This is a genomic window from Polaromonas sp. DSP2-3-2b2, assembly GCF_049895905.1.
Lineage (GTDB): Bacteria > Pseudomonadota > Gammaproteobacteria > Burkholderiales > Burkholderiaceae_C > Polaromonas.
Genome location: NZ_JAFCTH010000019.1, coordinates 47,092 through 67,523 on the forward strand (window position 1 = coordinate 47,092; position 20,432 = coordinate 67,523).

Consider the following 20,432-nt stretch of genomic DNA (forward strand, 5'->3'; position numbering starts at 1 on the left):
CACAGGGTTTGCCCTAGTGATTCCATGCAAGCCTTTTTTCATCGTTTCAAACCTGCCGGCGCGCCAAGCTGGCGGGCCTCTTTTTCAGCCGTGGCCTGCGCCGCCGTGCTGGCCCTGGGCAGCAGCCCGGCATTGGCATGGAATCTCGAAGATGTCGCCAAACTCGCCAGCCAGCGCGCCAAAACACCCTTCAAGGAAGCGTCGCATGCCGTGCCAGCCGAGCTGGCCAAGATGGAATACGACGACTACCGCGACATCCGCTTCAAGCCTGAAAGCACGCTGTGGCGCGCCGACAAGCTGGCTTATGAAGCCAACTTCTTTCATGTCGGCCGGCACGGCGATTCAGTTCGCGTCCATGAAATCACGCCGGCAGGCGCCAAGCGAATTCCTTACGACCCGGCGCGGTTCAACTTTGGCAAGAACAAGCTGTCGCCAAAAAGCTGGGGCGACCTGGGCTATGGCGGCGTGCGCTTCTTCAGCAACCTGAACTCGCCGACCTACAAGGACGAACTGATTGTTTTCTCCGGCGCCAGCTACTTCCGGGCGCTGGGCTCCGGGCAACTGTACGGCCTGTCGGCGCGCGGCCTGGCGGTGGACACGGCCGGCCCCGGCCAGGAAGAATTTCCGCGCTTCACCGACTACTGGCTGGAAAAGCCCGCCACCGAAGGCGCGCCGCTGACGATTTATGCCCTGATGGATTCGGAGCGCATGACCGGCGCCTACCGCTTCGAGGTCAAGCCCGGCGAGCAGACCGTGACCGAAGTGCGCGCCCGCATTTTCATGCGGCCCACCGACAAGCCGGTCACCACCCTGGGGCTGGCGCCGCTGACCAGCATGTTTTTCTTTGGCGAGAACCAGCCGCGTCCCGGCGACTTCCGGCCTGAAGTGCATGACTCGGACGGCCTGATGATCGCGACGGGCGAAGGTGAATGGCTGTGGCGCCCTCTGCAAAATCCCGCGTCACCGCTGGTCACGTCGTTCAAGATGAAAAGCCTTAAAGGCTTTGGCCTGATGCAGCGCGACCGGGCGTTTCGCAGCTACGAAGACACCGAAGCGCGCTACGAACAGCGCCCCAGCGCCTGGGTGACACCGCTCAGCGACTTCGGCGCCGGCCGGGTCGAGCTGCTGCAATTTGCCACGCCCGACGAAACCCACGACAACGTGGCCGCCTACTGGGTGCCTGAAAAAATGCCGGCGCCTGGCCAGCCGCTCGACCTGGCCTACCAGATCGCCTGGCAGGGCAAGAACCAGCAGTTGCCGCCCAACGGCTGGGTGACGCAGTCGCGCCGCGGCATCGGCTACAGCAAGCTCGGCGCCGACGCGCTGGGCCAGCAAATCCAGTTTGTCGTTGATTTCGCCGGTCCGGCCCTGGACGCGCTGCCCGAGGGCGCCAAGGTCGAGGCCATCACCACCGCTGGCAGCAATGCCCGCGTGGTTGAAAGCCTGGCCTACCGCAACCCGGCCACCGGCGCCTGGCGCATGACCCTGCAGGTCGAGCGCCTGAAAACTGCCGAGCCGGCCCAGCCGATTGAACTGCGCGCCTTTCTCAAACACAACAACCAAACCCTGAGCGAAACATGGACCAACCTGATCACCAACTGAATCGGCGCAGCCTGCTGCGTGAAGAGCGTCATCCCAATGCGGTCACGGCGCCGCCGGTGCATCGGGGTTCGATGGCGCCGCGTCCATGGCGCGGTTTCTGGAACAGCCTGGGCACGGCGGCGCTGCTGCCGGTCCTCAAGCTCACCGGCCGGGAGACGCTCGAACCATCGGCAGCCGTCGAAGCGCTGGAGCCGTGGCAGCATGCCGCCAAGCGCCGCCGCACGGTGTTCATGCTGCTGACGCTGATCAGCACGGTGGTGGCGACGGCGCTGTTTGCCGACATGCAGCCGGTGTATGACAACGCCTTCCTGCAATACGGCCAGCTGGGTCTGTTCGCGCTGCTGTCGGCCTGGGTGGTCACCGGCTTCATGACGGCGATGATGGGTTTTTACGTCACGCTGTTTGGCGACAGCCATACCCTGTCGGCCAAAAAGGTCCAGTACCACGCGCTGGACAAGGCCACACGCACCGCCATCATCATGCCGATCTGCAACGAGGACGTGAGCACCGTGTTCGCCGGCTTGAGAGCCACCTGCGAATCGGTCGCGGTGACGGCGCATGTGCAAAATTTCGACGTGTTCGTGCTGTCCGACAGCAACGACCCGGCGATCATCAAGGCCGAACGCGCCGCCTGGGAAGACCTGCGCGGCCAGCTCGCCAGCCAGCCCAACCAGCCGCAGATCGAGGTCTATTACCGCCTGCGCAAGCGCCGCACCGACCGCAAGGCCGGCAACGTGGCCGACTTCTGCCGCCGCTGGGGCAAGGACTACCGCTACATGGTGGTGCTGGACGCCGACAGCGTGATGAGCGGCGACTGCCTGGTGTCCATGGTCAAGCTGATGGAAGCCAACCCGACCGCCGGCATCATCCAGACCGCCACGCAGGCCATCGGCCATGTGACGCTGCATGCGCGCGCGCAGCAGTTCGGCTCGCGCGTGACCGGCCGCCTGTTCACGCTGGGCATGCAGTTCTGGCAAATGGGCGAGTCCCACTACTGGGGCCACAACGCCATCATCCGCGTCGAGCCCTTCATGCAGCACTGCGCGCTGGCGCACATCAAGGGCACGGGCGGCATGGCCGGCAGCATCATGTCGCACGACTTTGTTGAAGCCGCGCTGATGCGCCGCGCCGGCTACCACGTCTGGCTGGTGTCCGACCTGATCGGCAGCTACGAGCAGCAGCCGCCCGACCTGCTGGCCGAGCTGCAGCGCGACCGCCGCTGGTGCCAGGGCAACCTGCAGAATTCGCGCCTGATCGCCGAGCCCGGCATGCATCCGGTGCACCGCTCGATGTTCGCCACCGGCGCCATGGCCTATCTGTCGGCGCCGCTGTGGCTGTGCTTCATGACCATGGGCACGGCGCTGTGGCTGTCGGGCTCGCCAATGGTCAGCAACTGGGATGTGCTGCCCGGCGAACTGCTGTCGCTCTGGGCCTGGACGCTGTCCATGCTGTTCCTGCCGCGCATCCTGGGCATTGCGGCCGTGCTGATCAAGGGCCAGCAGCAAGCCTATGGCGGCACCGCCAGCCTGCTGCGCAGCGCGCTGCTGGAAACGCTGATCGCGCTGCTGCAGGCGCCGATTCGCATGCTGGCGCACTCGCTGTTCGTCGTCATCGCGCTGACCGGCCTGAAGCTGGAATGGAAATCGCCTCCGCGCGAAGCCGCCGCCGTGCCATGGCGCCATGCGCTGGCGCAGCTTGCGCCCATGAGCAGCGTGGTCTTGGCGCTGGCGGCCGGTATTGCCATGATCGATGCCAGCGCGCTGGTCTGGCTGCTGCCGGTCGGCCTGCCGCTGCTGCTGTCGATTCCGATGACGGTGCTGACCAGCAAGGTCGGCGTCGGCACCGCGATGCGGGCGCAGAACTACCTCTTGATTCCCGAGGAAACCCGCTCCCCCGCCGTGCTGCGCCGCGCCTGGCTGCATGCTAGAGAGTTCGCCAAGCCGCGCCTGAAAGCGGCCTGAGCGTCAAGCACGCTACGGCACATTTCGCCAACGCTATATTTTTTATAGCTGCAGGTGAAGGCGGGATAAGCGCGAGAGCCGGTTTTCTTATGAAAACAGGCTCTTGTTGTTGTTTTGCCGGGTTTAAGTTAGCTTAAAAATCGTCAGAAACAAAAAAATTGATAAAATGTAACTTCTGACTACTTTGTGTCAGCAAGACGACAATGCTTCGGAAATCAACAAGCCCTTCTTTGATGGGTACACGAAACGACCCATGAAACTCTCCACGTTCATCACTGACCATCTTGAGAAAATTCTTTTCGAGTGGGACGCCTTTGCCCGAACGCTGTTTCCGACAGCGCCTGCCCCGCCGCATCACCTCCTGCGGGACCATGCCGGGGAAATCCTGCAGGAAATCGTCATTGACCTTGACACGCACCAGACGGCAGAACAGCAGACCGAAAAGTCAAAAGGTCAGCTTGACGAACACGTCAACAAAAAAAGCGCTGCGGCGATTCATGGCACGATGCGCCAGGCCAGCGGCTTCACGCTGACCCAGCTCACGGCCGAATACCGGGCCTTGCGCGCCACCGTGTTGCGGCTGTGGATGCCGCACATGCAACAGCACACGCAAGAAAGCGCGGCCGACATGATGCGCTTCAACGAAGCCATGGACCAGGCGCTGGCTGAATCGGTGGTGACGTATTCTGAAAACGCCGACCGCACGCGCGACACCTTTCTGGCCATTTTGGGGCACGACTTGCGCAGCCCGCTGTTCACGATGAAGCTGGCGGGAAGCTACCTGATGCGGCCTGCCATTGGCACGGAAGGCACCCGCGAGATGGGCGCGCGCGTGGCACGAAGCGCGGCCAGCATGACCGCCATGGTCAACGACTTGCTGGAATACGCGCGCACGCAACTTGGCAGCGGTATTCCGCTCACCTTGCTCCCCGAGAACATGACTGGCATCTGCCAAGCGGCGCTGGACGACGCCCAGGCCGGCTACCCGGACTGTCCCTTCGAGCTGGAGGCATCTGGAGATCTATCGGGCACTTTCGACCGCGCGCGCCTGCAGCAGCTCTTTTCAAACCTGCTCAACAATGCAGCGCAGTACCGCGACGGTACGCGCGCGGTCACGATCGCGGCCTTGGGCGAGGCCGATTCAATCACGGTCCAGGTGTGCAATCACGGTCCTGTGATTCCCGCCCAATCGCTCCAGGCCATTTTCGATCCCCTGGTTCAACTGTCGGTCAACGCTGGCGAGCAGCAAGGGGCCCCGTCCAGCAGCCTGGGGCTGGGTCTGTTCATTGCCAGGGAAATCACTTCGGCCCATGGTGGCACCATTACTGCCACATCAAATCAGGAATCAGGCACGGTCTTTACCGTCAAGTTGCCACGCATACAGCCTGCCGGGCAGGCTTTATAGCTAGTTTGGCGGCTGGGCCCGTGCCAGCTTCACGGGCTGGTCACTGCCTTCATTCAACGGTGTCCAGGCCTCGTGCACCAAACTTTGTTGCCAAGGTAGGCTGGCCTGACAAAATCCCATGGTATTTTGTCAGCGCCTTGCCGATCTTGAAGCCTTTATCGGTGATGTCAAAAAGACAAATGTCCTTGCTGTGATTGCTTGCCCTGATCTTCACCACCGAAATTACCCGCTTGAACTGTCCGTTGATTTCAACATAACGCATCGCCACGATCGCGTCTGTCAAAAACGCATTGCCATACGAAGAAAATCGCAGGTCGGTATAGCGGTCTTCCAGTTCGGCGGTCATCAGCACGGTCACGCCCATGTTGGTAAGCACTGAAACCAGCCGGTACAGGGACTCACGAAAGTTCTCGCGAAAGGTCGCCGCCAGCGCCAGCTCAAAACCCGACAGCGAATCGATCACCACCCGCTTGGCTTTCTTTTTTCTGATCAAGGTCATCAGGTCGTGAAGTATTTCGTCAATCGACAAATCGAGCGTCTGGGTGTCGATGACTGACAAACTGCCGGCATCCACCATATTTTTAAGTCGGCCGTTGAGCAACTGGCTGGGACTCTTTTCAAAAGCAGCAATGACGCCGGGTTCGCCCAGACGCGCGCCTTCAGCCAGAAATTCAGTGGAAAGCATGCTTTTTCCGCAGCCACTTGGTCCCACCACCAGGAGGGAATAGCCCGCAGGCAAACCGCCGCCCATCATCTCGTCGAGCGCCGGCACGCCCATCGTCAGTCGCAGGTTATCGATGACCCTGGATCTCCGGCTATTTTCATAACTAAGAATGGCTCGCGGAAACACCTCGATGCCGCCGCTGTTGATGCGAAAGGTATGCAAGCCGGGCCGCTGCGCCTGCCCGCGCATCTTGATAACCTGCAGTTTGCGCATCATGGCATCGCGGTGAACATCCTGCAGCATCCAGATAATTCCGTCGGCCACGGTAAAGACCGGACTGGATTCTTCTTCCTGGGTCAGGTATTCACCAATTAAAAAGGTTGTCGCCTGCCAGCTGGTCATCTGTACGCCAAGCATCTGGATGAAGTGCTGCAATCCCCCTGCGCCGTCTTCCCTGATTGATTTGGCGGACTGCACCATTGAGCGAAATGAGTCCACAAACACCAGACTGGGCCCAAAGCTTTCCACCTCTTCAATGATCCGGGCCAGTACCCGCTCGAACTGTCCGTCCAGCAGGTCGCTGGCAAGGTTGATGAATTTGATTGACGTGTTGATCTTGTCAATGTCAAAGTAGGAAAACTGCTGCTGGTAGCGCAGCATCTTGAGCGGCGGCTCGCCCAGCACGGTAAAGAACAGCGCGCGCCGCTCAGAGCTTGCCAGCGAAAACATGATCTGGTGCGCCAGCGTGGTTTTGCCGGAGCCGGGTGTGCCGGCAATCAGGTTGAAAGAAAATTCCGGTATACCGCCACCCAGCAATTCGTCCAGCCCTGCAACCCCTGTTGGCAGTTGGCGTATGGTTACTTTTTTGCTCATTTTGGAAAATCCTTAGCGGGTGTTTCGGAGGTCTTGTTGCCCCAGGCCGAGTGCAAAAGGTGGATTGTTAACTCCTCGCCTATTAATGAAACCAGCACATCGAGAAAAATGGTTAATAAATCCAGGCTGGCCTGTCGGGCATCCACGATGTCCTCCGCTTGCAGGCAAGCTGCCAGTTCGGTGAATCGTTTGCCGACGCTAGGCTTTGCGACGCAAGGCAATAGCCATGCATGCTGTTTTCCGGCGAGGCGAATACTTCGTGCATAAAGCGGTGTGAAACCGCCCTCGCCAATGATTGAAATCAATTCAGGGGCGAGTTGCTCCCAAAGACAGATGGTGGTGGGCACCACCGCATCGGGAAATCTAGCCAAAGACGCTTCCAACAATTGCTGCCGGAAATTTTTATTGTTTTCCATCGTCATCCAGATGATGCAACCAGAAAATTTTTTGAAACAATATCCTGCAAGGTCTCGATGGAAACAGGCTTGACCAGATAACTGTCGAATCCAGCATTTTTGGCATGGTCGCGGTGGTCCAGGCTGTCGTAACCGGTCATGGCAATACAGTAGGGCACAGGCTGCACGTCGGACGGCTTAAGTTGCCTGAGCACTTCATACCCGTCCATGCCCGGCAAGCCGATGTCACACATCACCACATCAAAATTGCCTTTTTTTGCCATGGCCAGGCCGGTAGGTCCATCGAACGCGGAAACAACCTTATGCCCTTCGAATGACAAACAAAAATTAAGGGTTTCGTTCGCATCGACGTTGTCTTCAATGATCAGTATTCGGCAGGACCTGGCCGGCAGGGCTGGCACGGCCCGGTCGGCTTCGAGCAGGTCGGGCTTGGCCACCAGTGGCAGCACCACGACGAATTCGCTGCCATGACCGAGCCCATCGCTGTGCACCTGAACCGACCCGCCATGCAGTTCGACCAGCGTGCGAACCATGGACAGGCCGATGCCCAGGCCGCCCTCCGAACGGTCAAGTGTTCGGGGCGCCTGGGTGAACAGATCAAAAATATAAGACTGAACATCAGGCTCGATGCCGACGCCCTGGTCCTTGATGGAAACCGCCACCTTGCCGTCTGCGCTGTGGCGGGCAGACACGCTGATGGATTTGCCCGGCGGCGAGTACTTGCTGGCATTGATCAAGAGGTTGGAAAAAACCTGTGAAAGACGAGTGGCATCGCCGTCAATCACGACAGGCTGCTGCGGCAGGTCGATCATCAGTTCCTGATTATGGCTATTGAGCACGGGCTGGCTGATTTCTGCTGCGCTTCGAACCACGTCAGCAAGCAGCAGATAGTTTTTCTTCAGGGTGATTTTTCCGCTGCTGACCCGCGACGCATCCAGCAGGTCGTCAAGCAGGTGCTTCATGTGGCTAACCTGCCGGGAAATGATCTGCTGAATTCGCGGCAATTGCGGATGGGCTGAAGAAATTTTTCCCAGCAGGTCGGCAGCCATAGAAATTGGTGCCAGCGGATTTCGCAGTTCATGCGCCAGCATCGACAAGAATTCCGTCTGCCGTTGAACCGCCGCTTCAGCCTGATCCTGAAGGTCTTGCGCCCGCAAGGATGTCACGACCAGGTTTTCGTTGGCCTCGCGCAGCTTACGAACAAGCTCGTCAGGAATTCCGTGATTTTTCAAGATGGGCATATCTGTCCAGCTTTCATAATCTGCCGGTCTTTCGGCAAACCATTTGATGGTTTTACACTTTTGAAAATTGTGTTGCCTTTCTTTGCCAGAACAAATGCAAAATTTTTTGCATTGCACACGGCAACAGATGAAACCGCAGTTTCAAGCAGTAAGCGACCGATTCTGCGGCAAGACCCCTCAAAGTCAAGTCAGCAAACCTCTCGACCGTATCCACCAGAAGCCTGAAAGTCATCGACAGGTGGTTACACACCTTCAACAATCACAGGAATTGCCAAAAAAACAAAAAGATACTTTTTTAATAGCAATATATCTATACACGGCAAGCGGTAATGCAACTTTTTAGCTAAAAACCGGCGATTCAGAACTTCGGCATGCCTTTCATGCCGCCCATGCGTTTCATCATTTTCATCATGCCGCTGCCCTTCATCTTTTTCATCATGCCTTGCATCTGCTCGAATTCATTGAGCAGGCGGTTGACTTCCTGAACATGCACGCCCGAGCCGGCAGCAATGCGCCGCTTGCGCGTCGCCTTGATCAGGTCGGGCTTGCGGCGCTCCAGCGGCGTCATGCTCTGGATGATGCCTTCCTTGCGCTTGATGTCTTTCTCGGCTTTGTCCATGTCAATGGCGCCGGCCTTGGCGGCCATCTGCGCCGGCAGCTTGTCCATCAGGCTGGCCAAGCCGCCCATGTTCTTCATCTGCTGGAGCTGGCTTAAAAAATCGTTGAGGTCAAAGCCGTCGCCCGACTTGATCTTGGCGGCGAGCTTTTGCGCCTCGGCCATGTTCACGCCCGAGGCCATCTGCTCGACCAGCGCGACGATGTCGCCCATGCCCAGGATGCGGCCGGCGTGGCGCTCGGCATCGAACACTTCCAGGCCGTCGAGCTTTTCGCTAGTGCCCGCGAACTTGATAGGGGCGCCGGTGATCTGGCGCACCGACAGCGCCGCACCGCCGCGCGAATCGCCGTCGGTCTTGGTCAGGATGATGCCGGTCAGCGGCAGCGCTTCCTTGAAGGCCTTGGCGGTATTGACCGCATCCTGGCCCTGCATGGCATCGACCACGAACAGCGTTTCGACCGGCTTGAGGATGGCGTGCAGCTCCTTGATCTCGGCCATCAGGGCTTCGTCAATCGCCAGCCGACCAGCGGTATCGACCAGCAGCACGTCAAAGAAATGGCGCTTGGCGTAGTCGAGCGCAGCGCGGGCGATGTCGGCCGGCTTCTGGTCGGGCGCGCTCGGGAACCATTCGGCACCGGCCTGCTTGGTCACCACCTTGAGCTGCTCGATGGCAGCCGGCCGGTAGACGTCGCCCGAGACGGTGAGGACTTTTTTCTTGCGCTTTTCGATCAGGTGCTTGGCCAGCTTGGCGGTGGTGGTGGTCTTGCCCGCGCCCTGCAGGCCAGCCATCAGGATCACGGCGGGCGGCTGCGCGGCCAGGTTGATGTCGCTGACGCCCTCGCCCATGGTGGCGGCCAGCTCTTTGCTGACAATGCCGACCAGCGCCTGGCCCGGCGAGAGCGAGCCCATCACCTCCTGGCCCATGGCTTTTTCCTTGACACGGGCAATGAAGTCGCGCACCACCGGCAGGGCCACATCGGCCTCCAGCAGCGCCATGCGCACTTCGCGCAGCATGTCCTGCACATTGGATTCGGTGATGCGGGCCTGGCCGCGCATTTCCTTGACGAGGCGGGATAACTTGTCGGTGAGGGCTGTAGCCATGAAATGGTGTCCTGAAACGGGCGCTGCGGGGAAGCCAAAGGCCGGAAAGGACCGGGCCAGGCGCTAAACTCTAGGAATGATTTTAGCTTTCAGCGGTGGATGGGGTCTCGGCGCGGCAGCCGGCGCTGCGGCGGCCTATGCGGTGCTTGCACTGGCAACGCCCCGGCTGGGCGAAGGCGCCCTGCGCGCGCTGCTGCTGGCAGCCTGGGGACTGCATGCGCTGACACTGGTCGAGGCGCTGCTGGGCACGCCGCCACGCTTTGGTTTTGCCCCGGCGCTGTCGATGACAGTCTGGCTGGTGCTGACGGTGTACGCGGTGGAGCGCCGGCTGTTTCCGCAGCTCAAGGCGCACTGGACGCTGGCCGGCCTGGGCAGCGCCGCCGTCATTTTGTCGCTGATTTTTCCGGGAACCAGCTACCACGTCATTGCCTCGCCCTGGCTGCCCCTGCACTGGGCCCTGGGCATCGCCTCCTACGGCCTGTTTGCGTCTGCAGCCGTGCATGGCTGGCTGATGGTGCGGGCCGAGCGCTCCATCCGGCAGGCCGAACAGAGTGATGCCGGCGTTCCACTGCTTACCCTGGAGCGGTTGACCTTCCGGTTTGTCGAAGCCGGCTTCGTGCTGCTGTCGGCCACCTTGGCTGTAGGCTGGCTGTTTGCCGAAACCCTGTATGGCCCGGGCTTGGGCTGGAAGTGGGACCACAAGACGATTTTCTCGCTGCTGGCCTGGGCCGCGTTCGCAGGCTTGCTGATTGGTCGCGCACGGCTAGGCTGGCGCGGCCTGAAAGCCGTTCGCGTGCTCTACCTGGGCGCCGGCCTGCTGCTGCTGAGCTATGCCGGTTCGCGCTTTGTGCTTGAAGTCATCCTGAGGCGGGCATGAAGTATTTACTGGTCATTCTTTTGATATTGGTGGTTTTCTGGCTCTGGCGCAGCGGCCGGCCGAGTCAGAAAAAGGCAGCGCAGCCGCGTCGCGCCCACAGCAAGTCTTCAGAGGAAAAAGAAATGACGGAAATGGTCGCCTGTGGTGTCTGCCATGTTCACCTGCCCAAGTCTGAAGCCCTGATTGGTCGTGACGGCTTTTACTGCAGCGAAGCACACCGTCGTGAGGCCGGGGCCTAAATGAGACGGCCAGTGCTGTTCTGGCGAAACACAGCGAAAAACGCGGCTGGCGCCTGGGAGTCGGAAACTGCGCGGGGCTCCTTTGGTCGCCTGTGGGGGGTGTTCATGAATGCCCGCGTCGCCATCGCAGCCGTGCTGGTCATCTTGCAGAAGGCGCTCCAGGCCCTGGGTACGCCGTTGAACCACTGGACGCTGGCGGTGTGTATCGCCTATCTTGGCGCAACGCTGGCCGTGCGGCTCTGGGCGTATCCCCGCCCGCCGGCCCGCACGTTTGACGGCCTGTGGGTGTTGACCATTGGCGTGGATGTGATGGCGTTCGGGCTGCTCAATTTCTTTCAGGCAAGCCCTCTTAACTACACGCCGCTGTTTGCTCTGCCTGTGCTGCTGGCTTCGGTGCTCGGCCCGATTCTGCTGGCTTTTGGCACGGCAGCCAGCGTCACTGTTGTTCTGCTGGCCGATGCCGTGTGGAGTGCCGTGCAAGGCAGCGGCGATGTCAACTCGCGTCTTTTGCAGGCCGCGCTGAGCGGTTCCGGCTTTTTTCTGGTAGCCCTGCTTGCCAACCAGCTGGCAGTGCGGCTGGCGCGGGAAGAAAAGCTGGCCAAGAGAAGTCAGTCGGCTGCCCGCATGCAGATACAGGTCAATGAACTCGTGGTTGCCACGCTTGCCGAAGGCGTGCTGGTCATGGATGGCCAGGGCTTCGTGCGCTCGGCCAATCCTGCGGCGCGGCGTCTGCTGGCTGCGCAGGAAACTTCTTACCCGTCGCCATTCGAGCTGGCTGCGCAAACAGCCTGGCAACCGCTGGTCGAGCTGATGCAGCACACTTTTGCGCAACAGTCGGGACAGGAAAGCAATATCAGCCTCGTCCATCCTGGCCTGAACGCCAGACGCCTGCAGGTTCGTTCCCGCCTGACCGATTCAAGCGACGGCCCGCATGAAAGCTTGTGCGTGATGTTTGTGGAAGACCTGCGCGAAATGGAGGCGCGTGTTCGCATCGAGAAACTAGCCGCCATGGGGCGCATGTTGGCTGCGGTGGCGCATGAAATCCGCAACCCGCTGGCCGCCATCGCACAGGCCAATGCGCTGCTTGAAGAAGACCTGCAGGATGCAGGGCAGCGCCAGCTCACCGGCATGATTGGCCAAAACGCCCAGCGCCTGGCAAAAATCGTCGATGAAGTGCTCAATATATCGCGTGCGCAGCAGGAGATTCCGGCACCGCAGACCACCTGCGTGCGGCTTGATGAAGCGGCACGGCGGATCACAAATGACTGGGCCCGGCAAAATTCGGCATCCGGACAATTGCGTATCCGCACTGACAGCGCCGGCACGGAAGTCGGCTTTGACGACGACCATTTGCGGCGCCTGATGCTCAACCTGCTCGACAATGCCCTGCGTTACACCAGTGGCGCCGCCCAGGGGCTTGAAGTCAGTACCCAGTTGGTGGCACTAGGCCAGGCCAGGCTGGCGGTCTGGAGCGATGGCCAGCCGCTGGAGGAAACCGTCCAGGCCCACCTGTTCGAGCCGTTTTTCTCGTCCGAAAGCCGCTCCACCGGTCTGGGCCTGTATATCTGCCGCGAACTGTGCGAGCGCTACGGCGCACAGATTGGTTACCAGCGGGTGCTGCGGGAAAATATCCAGGGAAATGAATTTTTCGTTATGTTCCATCCTGTTTCACAGCGCGTGCGCACCGAGTTGCCGAACATGGATTCCGTCCTTGTCTGAAAAATCATGAATTCGCAAGCTCCTGTTTCTTTGCCCGCCCGCATCTTGATCATTGACGACGAGCCCGACTTGCGCACCCTGTACGAGCTGACCCTGCTTCGGCAGGGCTACCTGATAGAAGCCGCCGGCTCGCTTGAGCAGGCACGGGAACATCTTGGAGCGGCCCGGTTCGATGCCGTGATCACCGACATGCGTCTGCCTGACGGGCTGGGGCTTGAATTGCTGCGCGATCTGGCCCAACAGCAGCGCACAGAACGCTGCGTGGTCATCACGGCGCACGGTTCGGCTGAAAATGCGGTCGAGGCCCTCAAGGCCGGTGCCTTTGACTACCTCACCAAACCGGTTGACCTCAAGCAGTTCCGCAGTGTGGTGGCGTCGGCCGTGCAGGAAACCCGAAACGTCAGGCAGGCCCTTGTCAAGACCGATATCCGCACCGCGATGCCCGGCGCCGCCGCGCCAACGCCTGGCAAACCGGCTGATGCAGCCGCCATCCTGCAAAAGCTGGTCGGTGAAACGCCTGTGATGCGTGCGGTGAAATCGCGCATCGTGAAGGTGGCCGGCAGCATGGCGCCGGTGCTGATACGCGGCGAGTCCGGCACCGGCAAGGAACTGGTGGCGCGCGCCGTGCATGGCTGCAGTCACCGCGCGGCCCATCCCTTCGTGGCCGTCAACTGCAGCGCGATTCCCGAAAACCTGCTGGAAGCCGAGTTTTTTGGCGCGCGCAAAGGCGCATACACCGGCTCGGTGCAGGACCGGCTGGGCTACTTTCAGGCCGCCAAGGGCGGCACGCTGTTTCTCGACGAGATCGGCGACCTACCGCTGGCCATGCAGTCCAAACTGCTCCGGGCGATCCAGGAACGCACGGTGCGGCCGCTGGGCTCGCCGCAGGAAGACATGGTCGATGTGCGCATCGTCAGCGCCACCCACAAAGATCTGGCATCGGGGGTAGAGGCCGGCAGCTTTCGCCAGGACCTGTATTACCGGCTCAATGTGATCGAGATCACGGTGCCGCCGCTGCGCGAACGGCTGGACGATTTGCCAGCGCTTTGCAATGCCCTGCTGGCCAGGATCTGCCAGGAGTCCGGCCTGGACATGCCCGTGCTGAATCCTGCGGTGCTGGCCCATCTGCGTTCACTGCCGCTCAACGGCAATGTCCGTGAACTGGAAAATATCCTGCATCGGGCCGTTGCCCTGGGCGAAGACAGTCTGACGCAGGTTGACAGCCTACCCGAGCAGCCTGTTGCCGTTCCGGAAAATCTCCAGAACTTTTTGGATCAGCAAGAGCGAAGCATCTTGGTCAGGGTATTGCAGGAAACCGGCTTTAACCGCACGGCTGCAGCCATCCGGCTGGGCCTGAGCCTGCGGCAGATTCGCTACCGCATCGCACGCCTGGAAATTACAACGCCGGGCGAGAGCGATGCGGCTGAAACTCTCGATGACCTTGCCTGAAGCATGCCCACCGCCGGATACCGGCTTGTGGCAGCACGGCTGGTACCGGCATGCGCGGGCCATGGCGTCGCCGAACGCCAATCAACGTCCGGCTGGCGCGCAGATTGATTTGGTCGTGATTCACTCGATCAGCCTGCCGCCGGGGGAGTTCGGCAATGGCAATGTGCAGCGCCTGTTCACCAATCAGCTCGACTGGGACGCGCATCTCTACTTCCAGGGCATCCGGGGGCTTGAAGTTTCAGCGCACTTTTTCATCAGCCGCGCAGGCGATCTTTGGCAATTTGTCGGCTGCGACGACCGTGCCTGGCATGCCGGACACTCCGCTTACCGTGGGCGAAGCCAGTGCAATGACGACTCGATTGGCATTGAACTTGAAGGCCTTGAAGGCAGCACTTTTGAAGTGCCGCAGTACGAAACACTTGCCAGCCTGTGCGCAGCGATCCTCCAAGCCTATCCGGTGACGCATATCGCCGGTCATGAGCATATTGCGCCGGGGCGAAAACTTGACCCGGGACCTGGATTCGACTGGCTTTTGTTACAAGATTCCCTGGCTTTGCCCAATCGTTATTTTCCCAGACTTGCTTGAGGAAATTCTCATTTTTACCGGCTCCAGGCCTGTGTAGTCAGCCGCACGTACCAGTCCTGCAAGCCATGCCTGTCGAGTCTTTATGAGCGTCTGCAAGGCAAAACCGGCGGAAAGCCGCGCCAGCGCTTGGCCTGTTGTCAAAAAGCCTGACTTCATAAGGCCTGAGCGCGGTTTCACAACCAAACCAGGTCGCCTTGACGTTGTCAAAAATAATAAAAAAAGCGAGGTCAGGCAGCTATAACACTCGGCGGCGATACACTACCGGTAGTGGTTGCAGCGGCTTCAGACACTAGGTATAGTGCTTAATCATCAATCAGTCCCTTTGGGTCTGTTCACGAAATTGAAGAGAAAACCAGTCCATCGAACCGCTGGTTTTCGACAGCTTCTTCTTTTTACTGATCCCGCATATCACTTGTTCACCACAACAAATTCAGAGGAAATCATGCAAACAGCACCTTACGCCGTGCCCCATTCATCCAGTGTTCCCGTCAGCAGCTCTGTCAACAACACCGATCTGCCTGTTTCCGGCGCGCTGGCCAACTACCAGATCATTCGCCGCAATGGCTCGGTCGTGGCATTCGAGCCTAGCAAGATCGCCGTCGCCATGATGAAGGCTTTTTTGGCCGTGCATGGCACACAGGGCGCAGCCTCGGTCAGCGTTCGTGAAACCGTCGAAACTCTGACCCAGGCGGTCGTTCGTGCCCTGATGCGCTCACGCCCCAGCGGTGGCACTTTCCACATCGAGGATGTGCAGGATCAGGTTGAACTTGGCCTGATGCGTGGCGGTCACCATGAAATCGCCCGTGCCTATGTGCTGTACCGCGAAAAGCACAATCAGGAGCGCGCCAAACAGTTGCAAGACCAGATGCCTGCCGTGCCGCAGCTGCACGTGATGGATGGCAGGAAGAAGGTGGCACTGGACATCCGCAACCTGCAGGCCCTGATCGAGGCGTCATGCGCCAACCTTGGCGCCGACGTCAAGCCCGACCCGATTGTTTCGGAAACCATGCGCAACCTCTACGACGGCGTGCCCATTGACGAGGTTTACAAGGCATCCATCCTGGCAGCCCGCACGCTGATCGAGAAAGACCCCGACTACACCTACGCCACCGCGCGCCTGCTGATGCACACCATCCGCCGGGAAGTGTTGGGCGAGGAAGTCAACCATGAAGCGATGGCCCTTCGCTATGCCAGCTACTTTCCCGAGTTCATCGCCAAGGGCGTGAAAAACGAACTGCTCGACGAAAAGCTCCAGCAGTTTGACCTGGCCCGCCTTGGCGCGGCGCTCAAGCCCGAGCGCGATCTGCAATTCGACTACCTCGGCCTGCAAACCCTGTTTGACCGCTACTTTTTGCACGTGCGCAAGCAGCGCATCGAATTGCCGCAGGCTTTCTTCATGCGCGTGGCCATGGGCCTGTCGCTCAATGAAACCGACCGCGAAGCGCGCGCCATCGAGTTCTACGAAATTTTGTCGTCGTTCGACTTCATGTCGAGCACGCCGACGCTGTTCAATGCCGGCACGCTGCGCTCGCAGCTCTCGTCGTGCTACCTGACCACCGTGGCCGATGACCTGGGCGGCATCTACGACGCCATCAAGGAAAACGCCCTTCTGTCCAAGTTCGCCGGCGGCCTGGGCAACGACTGGACGCCGGTGCGCGCCATGGGCGCCCACATCAAGGGCACCAACGGCGAATCGCAGGGCGTCGTGCCTTTCCTGAAGGTCGTCAACGACACCGCCGTGGCGGTCAACCAGGGCGGCAAGCGCAAGGGCGCGGTCTGTGCCTACCTGGAAACCTGGCACCTCGACATCGAGGAATTCCTGGAACTGCGCAAGAACACCGGCGACGACCGCCGCCGCACGCACGATATGAACACGTCGAACTGGATTCCCGACCTGTTCATGCGCCGCGTGATGGAAAAAGGCAGCTGGACGCTGTTCTCACCTTCCGACACGCCCGACCTGCACGACAAGTACGGCCAAGAGTTTGAAAAAGCTTATGTGGCCTACGAAGCCCGCGCCGAGCGCGGCGAACTGAAACCCTCGCGCAAGCTGCAGGCCACCGATATGTGGCGCAAGATGCTGTCGATGCTGTTCGAGACCGGCCACCCCTGGATCACGTTCAAGGACGCCTGCAACATCCGCTCGCCGCAGCAGCATGCCGGCGTCGTGCATTCGTCCAACCTGTGCACTGAGATCACGCTCAACACCAGCGCAACCGAAACGGCGGTCTGCAACCTCGGCTCGATCAACCTGGTCCAGCATCTGAAGGACGGCGCGCTCGACCACGACAAGCTGAAGAAAACCATCACCACGGCCATGCGGATGCTGGACAACGTGATCGACATCAACTACTACGCCGTGGAAAAAGCACGCCATTCCAACCTGCAGCACCGCCCGGTCGGCCTGGGCCTGATGGGTTTCCAGGACAGCCTGTACGAGATGCGCGTGCCTTACGCCTCGCAGGCCGCCGTCGAGTTTGCCGACACGTCGATGGAAGCGATCTGCTACCACGCCTATTGGGCGTCGACCGAACTGGCCCGGGAACGCGGCCAGTACGCCAGCTACAAGGGTTCGCTGTGGGACAAGGGCATCCTTCCGCTCGACACGCTCGATATGCTGGCCAAGGAGCGCGGCGGCTATGTGGAAGTGGACCGCTCTTCCACGCTCGACTGGGACGCGCTGCGCCAGAAGATCGCCACGGACGGCATGCGCAACTCCAACTGCGTGGCAATTGCCCCGACCGCGACGATTTCCAACATCATCGGCGTCGATGCCTGCATCGAGCCGTGCTTTGGCAACCTGTCGGTCAAGTCCAACTTGTCGGGCGAGTTCACCGTGATCAATCATTACCTGGTGCGCGACCTGAAAAAGCTCGGTCTTTGGGATGACGTGATGGTCGTTGACCTGAAACACTTCGATGGTTCGCTGCGCCCCATCGACCGGGTTCCGAACGAGATCAAAGCGCTGTACGCCACGGCATTTGAAATCGAAACCTCATGGCTGGTCGAAGCCGGCTCGCGCCGCCAGAAATGGATTGACCAGGCGCAGTCGCTTAACATCTACATGGCCGGCGCGTCGGGCAAGAAGCTCGACGAAACCTACAAGCTGGCCTGGGTGCGGGGACTGAAAACGACATACTACCTGCGCACGCAAAGCGCCACGCATGTCGAGAAATCGACCGTCACGGCCGGCAAGATGAACTCGGTGTCTTCAGGTTCGCAAGCGGCGGCAGCGGGCATGAGCGCCATCGACAAGGCAGCGGCAGCCGCGCAGGCCCAGATGAGCGCAACGCCCGCGACCGACATCAAGTTTTGCGCGATCGACGATCCGGGTTGCGAAGCTTGCCAATAAACAAGCCGTGAATCGCGCGACAACCATTTTTCGCACGATTCACTGCCAGCCCAATGCAAAAAACCAATGCATTGAGCCATAAAATCCGTAGCGGTGTGAATGAACGCTTTTCATTTTTCATCGCTGCTTTCATAATCCCGAAGTATTGGAATTTTCTATGTTGACCTGGGACGAAGAAGTCACACCATCGCTACAGACAACCCCTTTCGGCGACCTGCCAGCCAGCCGCTTCGCAGACCTCCCGCCACCCTCTTTTGCCTCTGCCAGCCAACCTGTGGCTGACGCTCTGGCACCTGCCAAGGCAAAACGCGTCAAAGCCTCCGACAAGCGCATCATCAACGGCCAGACCGACGTCAACCAGCTGGTGCCGTTCAAGTACAAATGGGCCTGGGAAAAGTACCTGTCGTCCTGCGCCAATCACTGGATGCCGCAGGAGGTCAACATGACCCGAGACATCGCGCTGTGGAAAGACCCGAACGGCCTGACCGACGACGAGCGCCGCCTGGTCATGCGCAATCTCGGCTTTTTCACGACGGCCGATTCGCTCGCCGCCAACAACATCGTGCTGGGCACCTATCGGCATATCACCGCGCCGGAATGCCGCCAGTTTTTGCTTCGCCAGGCGTTCGAGGAAGCCATCCACACCCATGCCTACCAGTACATCACCGAGTCGCTCGGCCTGGACGAGGGCGAGATCTTCAACGCCTACAACGAAGTGCAGTCCATCAAGGACAAGGACCAGTTCCTGATCCCCTTCATCGAAGCGATTTCCGATCCGACCTTCAAGACTGGCACACCTGAAGCAGACCAGACCCTGCTCAAGTCGCTGATCGTGTTTGCCTGTCTGATGGAAGGCCTGTTCTTCTACGTTGGTTTCACGCAGATCCTGGCACTGGGCCGGCAAAACAAGATGACCGGCGCGGCCGAGCAGTACCAGTACATCCTGCGCGACGAGTCGATGCACTGCAATTTCGGCATCGACCTGATCAACCAGCTCAAGCTGGAAAATCCGCACCTCTGGACGCCCGAGTTCAAGGCCGAGATCAATGCTCTGTTCATGAAGGCCGTTGAACTTGAATACCGCTATGCCGAAGACACCATGCCGCGCGGCGTGCTCGGCCTGAACGCCTCCATGTTCAAAGGCTACCTGCGCTATATCGCCAACCGCCGTGCCACGCAGATTGGTTTAGAGACGCTTTTCCCGAACGAGGAAAACCCGTTCCCGTGGATGAGCGAGATGATCGACCTGAAAAAAGAGCGCAACTTCTTTGAAACCCGTGTGATCGAATACCAGTCTGGCGGTGCTCTCTCCTGGGACTGACAGCGCACGATTGACAAAAAGCACAAGGCGCACACAACAATGATTTTTAGATTCGCAATGATCCAGGCCAGCACCCCAAAGTGCGCACGGACCATTGCTCCTGTGTTCGCGGCATGGGGCCCGGTGATCCGAAGGCCCAATGCTGCGAATCGCTTCGCCTACACCCCAGACGAAGTGCTTTTTGCAAACTGATCGAGGAGAAAACCATGGCAACTGCGAAAAAACCAGCGGCAAAAAAAGTGATGGCCGCGCCAGCACCGTCGGAGACAACTGCTGTTGTTTCCGGGCCGGCTGCCAAAAAGGCGGTGGCAAAAGCCCCTGCGAAAAAGGCGGCGGCTGAAAAAGTGACGGCTACACCAGCACCGGCACAAACAGCTGCTGCGGCTCCCAAGCCAGCGGCCAAAAAAGTAGCGGCAAAAGCTGCTGTCAAAACACCAGAGACCGTATCGGCAAAGCCTCTTGCGAAACAGGCAGCAGCTAAAAAAGCTGCACCTGCGAAGGCACCCGCCAAAACGGCGGCTGCTGAAAAACCAGCTGTTCAAGCCGTAGCGGCCAAAAAACCGGCAGCAAAAAAGACCGAGCCGAAGCCAGCCGAAACTGCAAAAGCGGTAAAAAAGCCGGCGGCAAAAAAATCGGTAAATATCGAAAAACCCGAGAAAAAGCCTGCAGCCAAGGCGCCGGCTGCCGCGCCAACCGCTCAGACCATAATCAGCCCGCAAGCCTCCTGGCCTTTCCCAAAAGGCAGCAAGCCTTAAATTTTCCAGGCCTTGCGTCTCAAGCCCGATGTTGCAAAACGTCGGGTTTTTTCAATTCGCCGTTTATGCCGGCATGCGCCTTGCCTTGGCGTTTACAGCCCACCTGGACATGAGCCCAGCAAAACGTTCAGCTCAACCAGATGATGCTTATGCGCCAGTCCTTTTTGCTATTAATTTTGGGGCTTAGGAAGCAGAGGCGATTAAAGCGGGTTGTTTCTGAGCAAGGCCAGCAGGGCATGATAAAGGCTTTGATGG

At 59.7% G+C, this 20,432-nt stretch carries 15 protein-coding genes; 11 read left to right on the forward strand and 4 right to left on the reverse strand.

Annotation, left to right across the window (positions count from 1 at the left end):
- Nucleotides 1-24: 24 nt before the first annotated feature.
- The 3 genes from ACP7AD_RS14645 (at nt 25) to ACP7AD_RS14655 (ending at nt 4,968) form a co-directional block, all read left to right on the forward strand.
- A complete protein-coding gene (locus ACP7AD_RS14645) occupies nt 25-1,602 on the forward strand; it encodes a glucan biosynthesis protein G (RefSeq protein ID WP_426148478.1) in 1,578 nt (525 codons plus the stop codon).
- Nucleotides 1,578-3,563 (forward strand): glucans biosynthesis glucosyltransferase MdoH, encoded by a 1,986-nt coding sequence (gene mdoH, locus ACP7AD_RS14650; protein WP_426148479.1) that lies wholly within the window; start codon nt 1,578-1,580, stop codon nt 3,561-3,563. The genes ACP7AD_RS14645 and mdoH overlap by 25 nt, the downstream gene beginning before the upstream one ends.
- Before the next feature lie 253 nt (nt 3,564-3,816).
- A complete protein-coding gene (locus tag ACP7AD_RS14655; RefSeq protein WP_426148480.1) occupies nt 3,817-4,968 on the forward strand; it encodes a sensor histidine kinase in 1,152 nt (383 codons plus the stop codon).
- A gap of 49 nt (nt 4,969-5,017) precedes the next feature.
- Here the strand turns inward: ACP7AD_RS14655 and ACP7AD_RS14660 are convergent, their stop codons facing one another.
- The 4 genes from ACP7AD_RS14660 to ffh all read right to left on the reverse strand — a co-directional run bounded on the left by ACP7AD_RS14660 (nt 5,018) and on the right by ffh (nt 9,879).
- Nucleotides 5,018-6,505 (reverse strand): RAD55 family ATPase, encoded by a 1,488-nt coding sequence (locus tag ACP7AD_RS14660; RefSeq protein WP_426148481.1) that lies wholly within the window; start codon nt 6,503-6,505, stop codon nt 5,018-5,020.
- Complete coding sequence (locus ACP7AD_RS14665; RefSeq protein WP_426148482.1) at nt 6,502-6,921, reverse strand: hypothetical protein; 420 nt, start codon at nt 6,919-6,921, stop codon at nt 6,502-6,504. Before ACP7AD_RS14665 ends, ACP7AD_RS14660 begins: the two co-directional genes overlap by 4 nt.
- 2 nt (nt 6,922-6,923) lie before the next feature.
- A complete protein-coding gene (locus ACP7AD_RS14670) occupies nt 6,924-8,162 on the reverse strand; it encodes a hybrid sensor histidine kinase/response regulator (RefSeq protein WP_426166185.1) in 1,239 nt (412 codons plus the stop codon).
- A 358-nt stretch (nt 8,163-8,520) separates the two neighbouring features.
- The gene (gene ffh / locus ACP7AD_RS14675; RefSeq protein WP_426148485.1) at nt 8,521-9,879 is read right to left on the reverse strand and encodes a signal recognition particle protein; all 1,359 of its coding nucleotides are present in this window, start codon (nt 9,877-9,879) and stop codon (nt 8,521-8,523) included.
- 76 nt (nt 9,880-9,955) lie between these two features.
- Between ffh and ACP7AD_RS14680 the strand changes: the two genes are divergently transcribed.
- From ACP7AD_RS14680 to ACP7AD_RS14715, 8 genes are all read left to right on the forward strand, one after another.
- Complete coding sequence (locus ACP7AD_RS14680; RefSeq protein ID WP_426148486.1) at nt 9,956-10,756, forward strand: cytochrome C assembly family protein; 801 nt, start codon at nt 9,956-9,958, stop codon at nt 10,754-10,756.
- Entirely contained in the window at nt 10,753-10,995 is a 243-nt protein-coding gene (locus ACP7AD_RS14685; RefSeq protein ID WP_426148487.1) for a PP0621 family protein, read from the forward strand. Before ACP7AD_RS14680 ends, ACP7AD_RS14685 begins: the two co-directional genes overlap by 4 nt.
- Nucleotides 10,996-11,100: 105 nt before the next feature.
- A complete protein-coding gene (locus ACP7AD_RS14690; RefSeq protein ID WP_426148489.1) occupies nt 11,101-12,714 on the forward strand; it encodes an ATP-binding protein in 1,614 nt (537 codons plus the stop codon).
- Nucleotides 12,715-12,720: 6 nt separating this feature from the next.
- Complete coding sequence (locus tag ACP7AD_RS14695) at nt 12,721-14,163, forward strand: sigma-54-dependent transcriptional regulator (protein ID WP_426148490.1); 1,443 nt, start codon at nt 12,721-12,723, stop codon at nt 14,161-14,163.
- The gene (gene ampD, locus ACP7AD_RS14700) at nt 14,150-14,749 is read left to right on the forward strand and encodes a 1,6-anhydro-N-acetylmuramyl-L-alanine amidase AmpD (RefSeq protein ID WP_426148497.1); all 600 of its coding nucleotides are present in this window, start codon (nt 14,150-14,152) and stop codon (nt 14,747-14,749) included. The genes ACP7AD_RS14695 and ampD overlap by 14 nt, the downstream gene beginning before the upstream one ends.
- Nucleotides 14,750-15,191: 442 nt before the next feature.
- Nucleotides 15,192-18,101, forward strand: coding sequence for a ribonucleoside-diphosphate reductase subunit alpha (locus tag ACP7AD_RS14705; RefSeq protein WP_426148492.1), 2,910 nt, complete (start codon nt 15,192-15,194; stop codon nt 18,099-18,101).
- 157 nt (nt 18,102-18,258) lie between these two features.
- Complete coding sequence (locus ACP7AD_RS14710; RefSeq protein WP_426148493.1) at nt 18,259-19,422, forward strand: ribonucleotide-diphosphate reductase subunit beta; 1,164 nt, start codon at nt 18,259-18,261, stop codon at nt 19,420-19,422.
- A gap of 206 nt (nt 19,423-19,628) precedes the next feature.
- Entirely contained in the window at nt 19,629-20,177 is a 549-nt protein-coding gene (locus tag ACP7AD_RS14715; RefSeq protein ID WP_426148494.1) for a histone, read from the forward strand.
- The last annotated feature ends 255 nt before the right edge of the window (nt 20,178-20,432 follow it).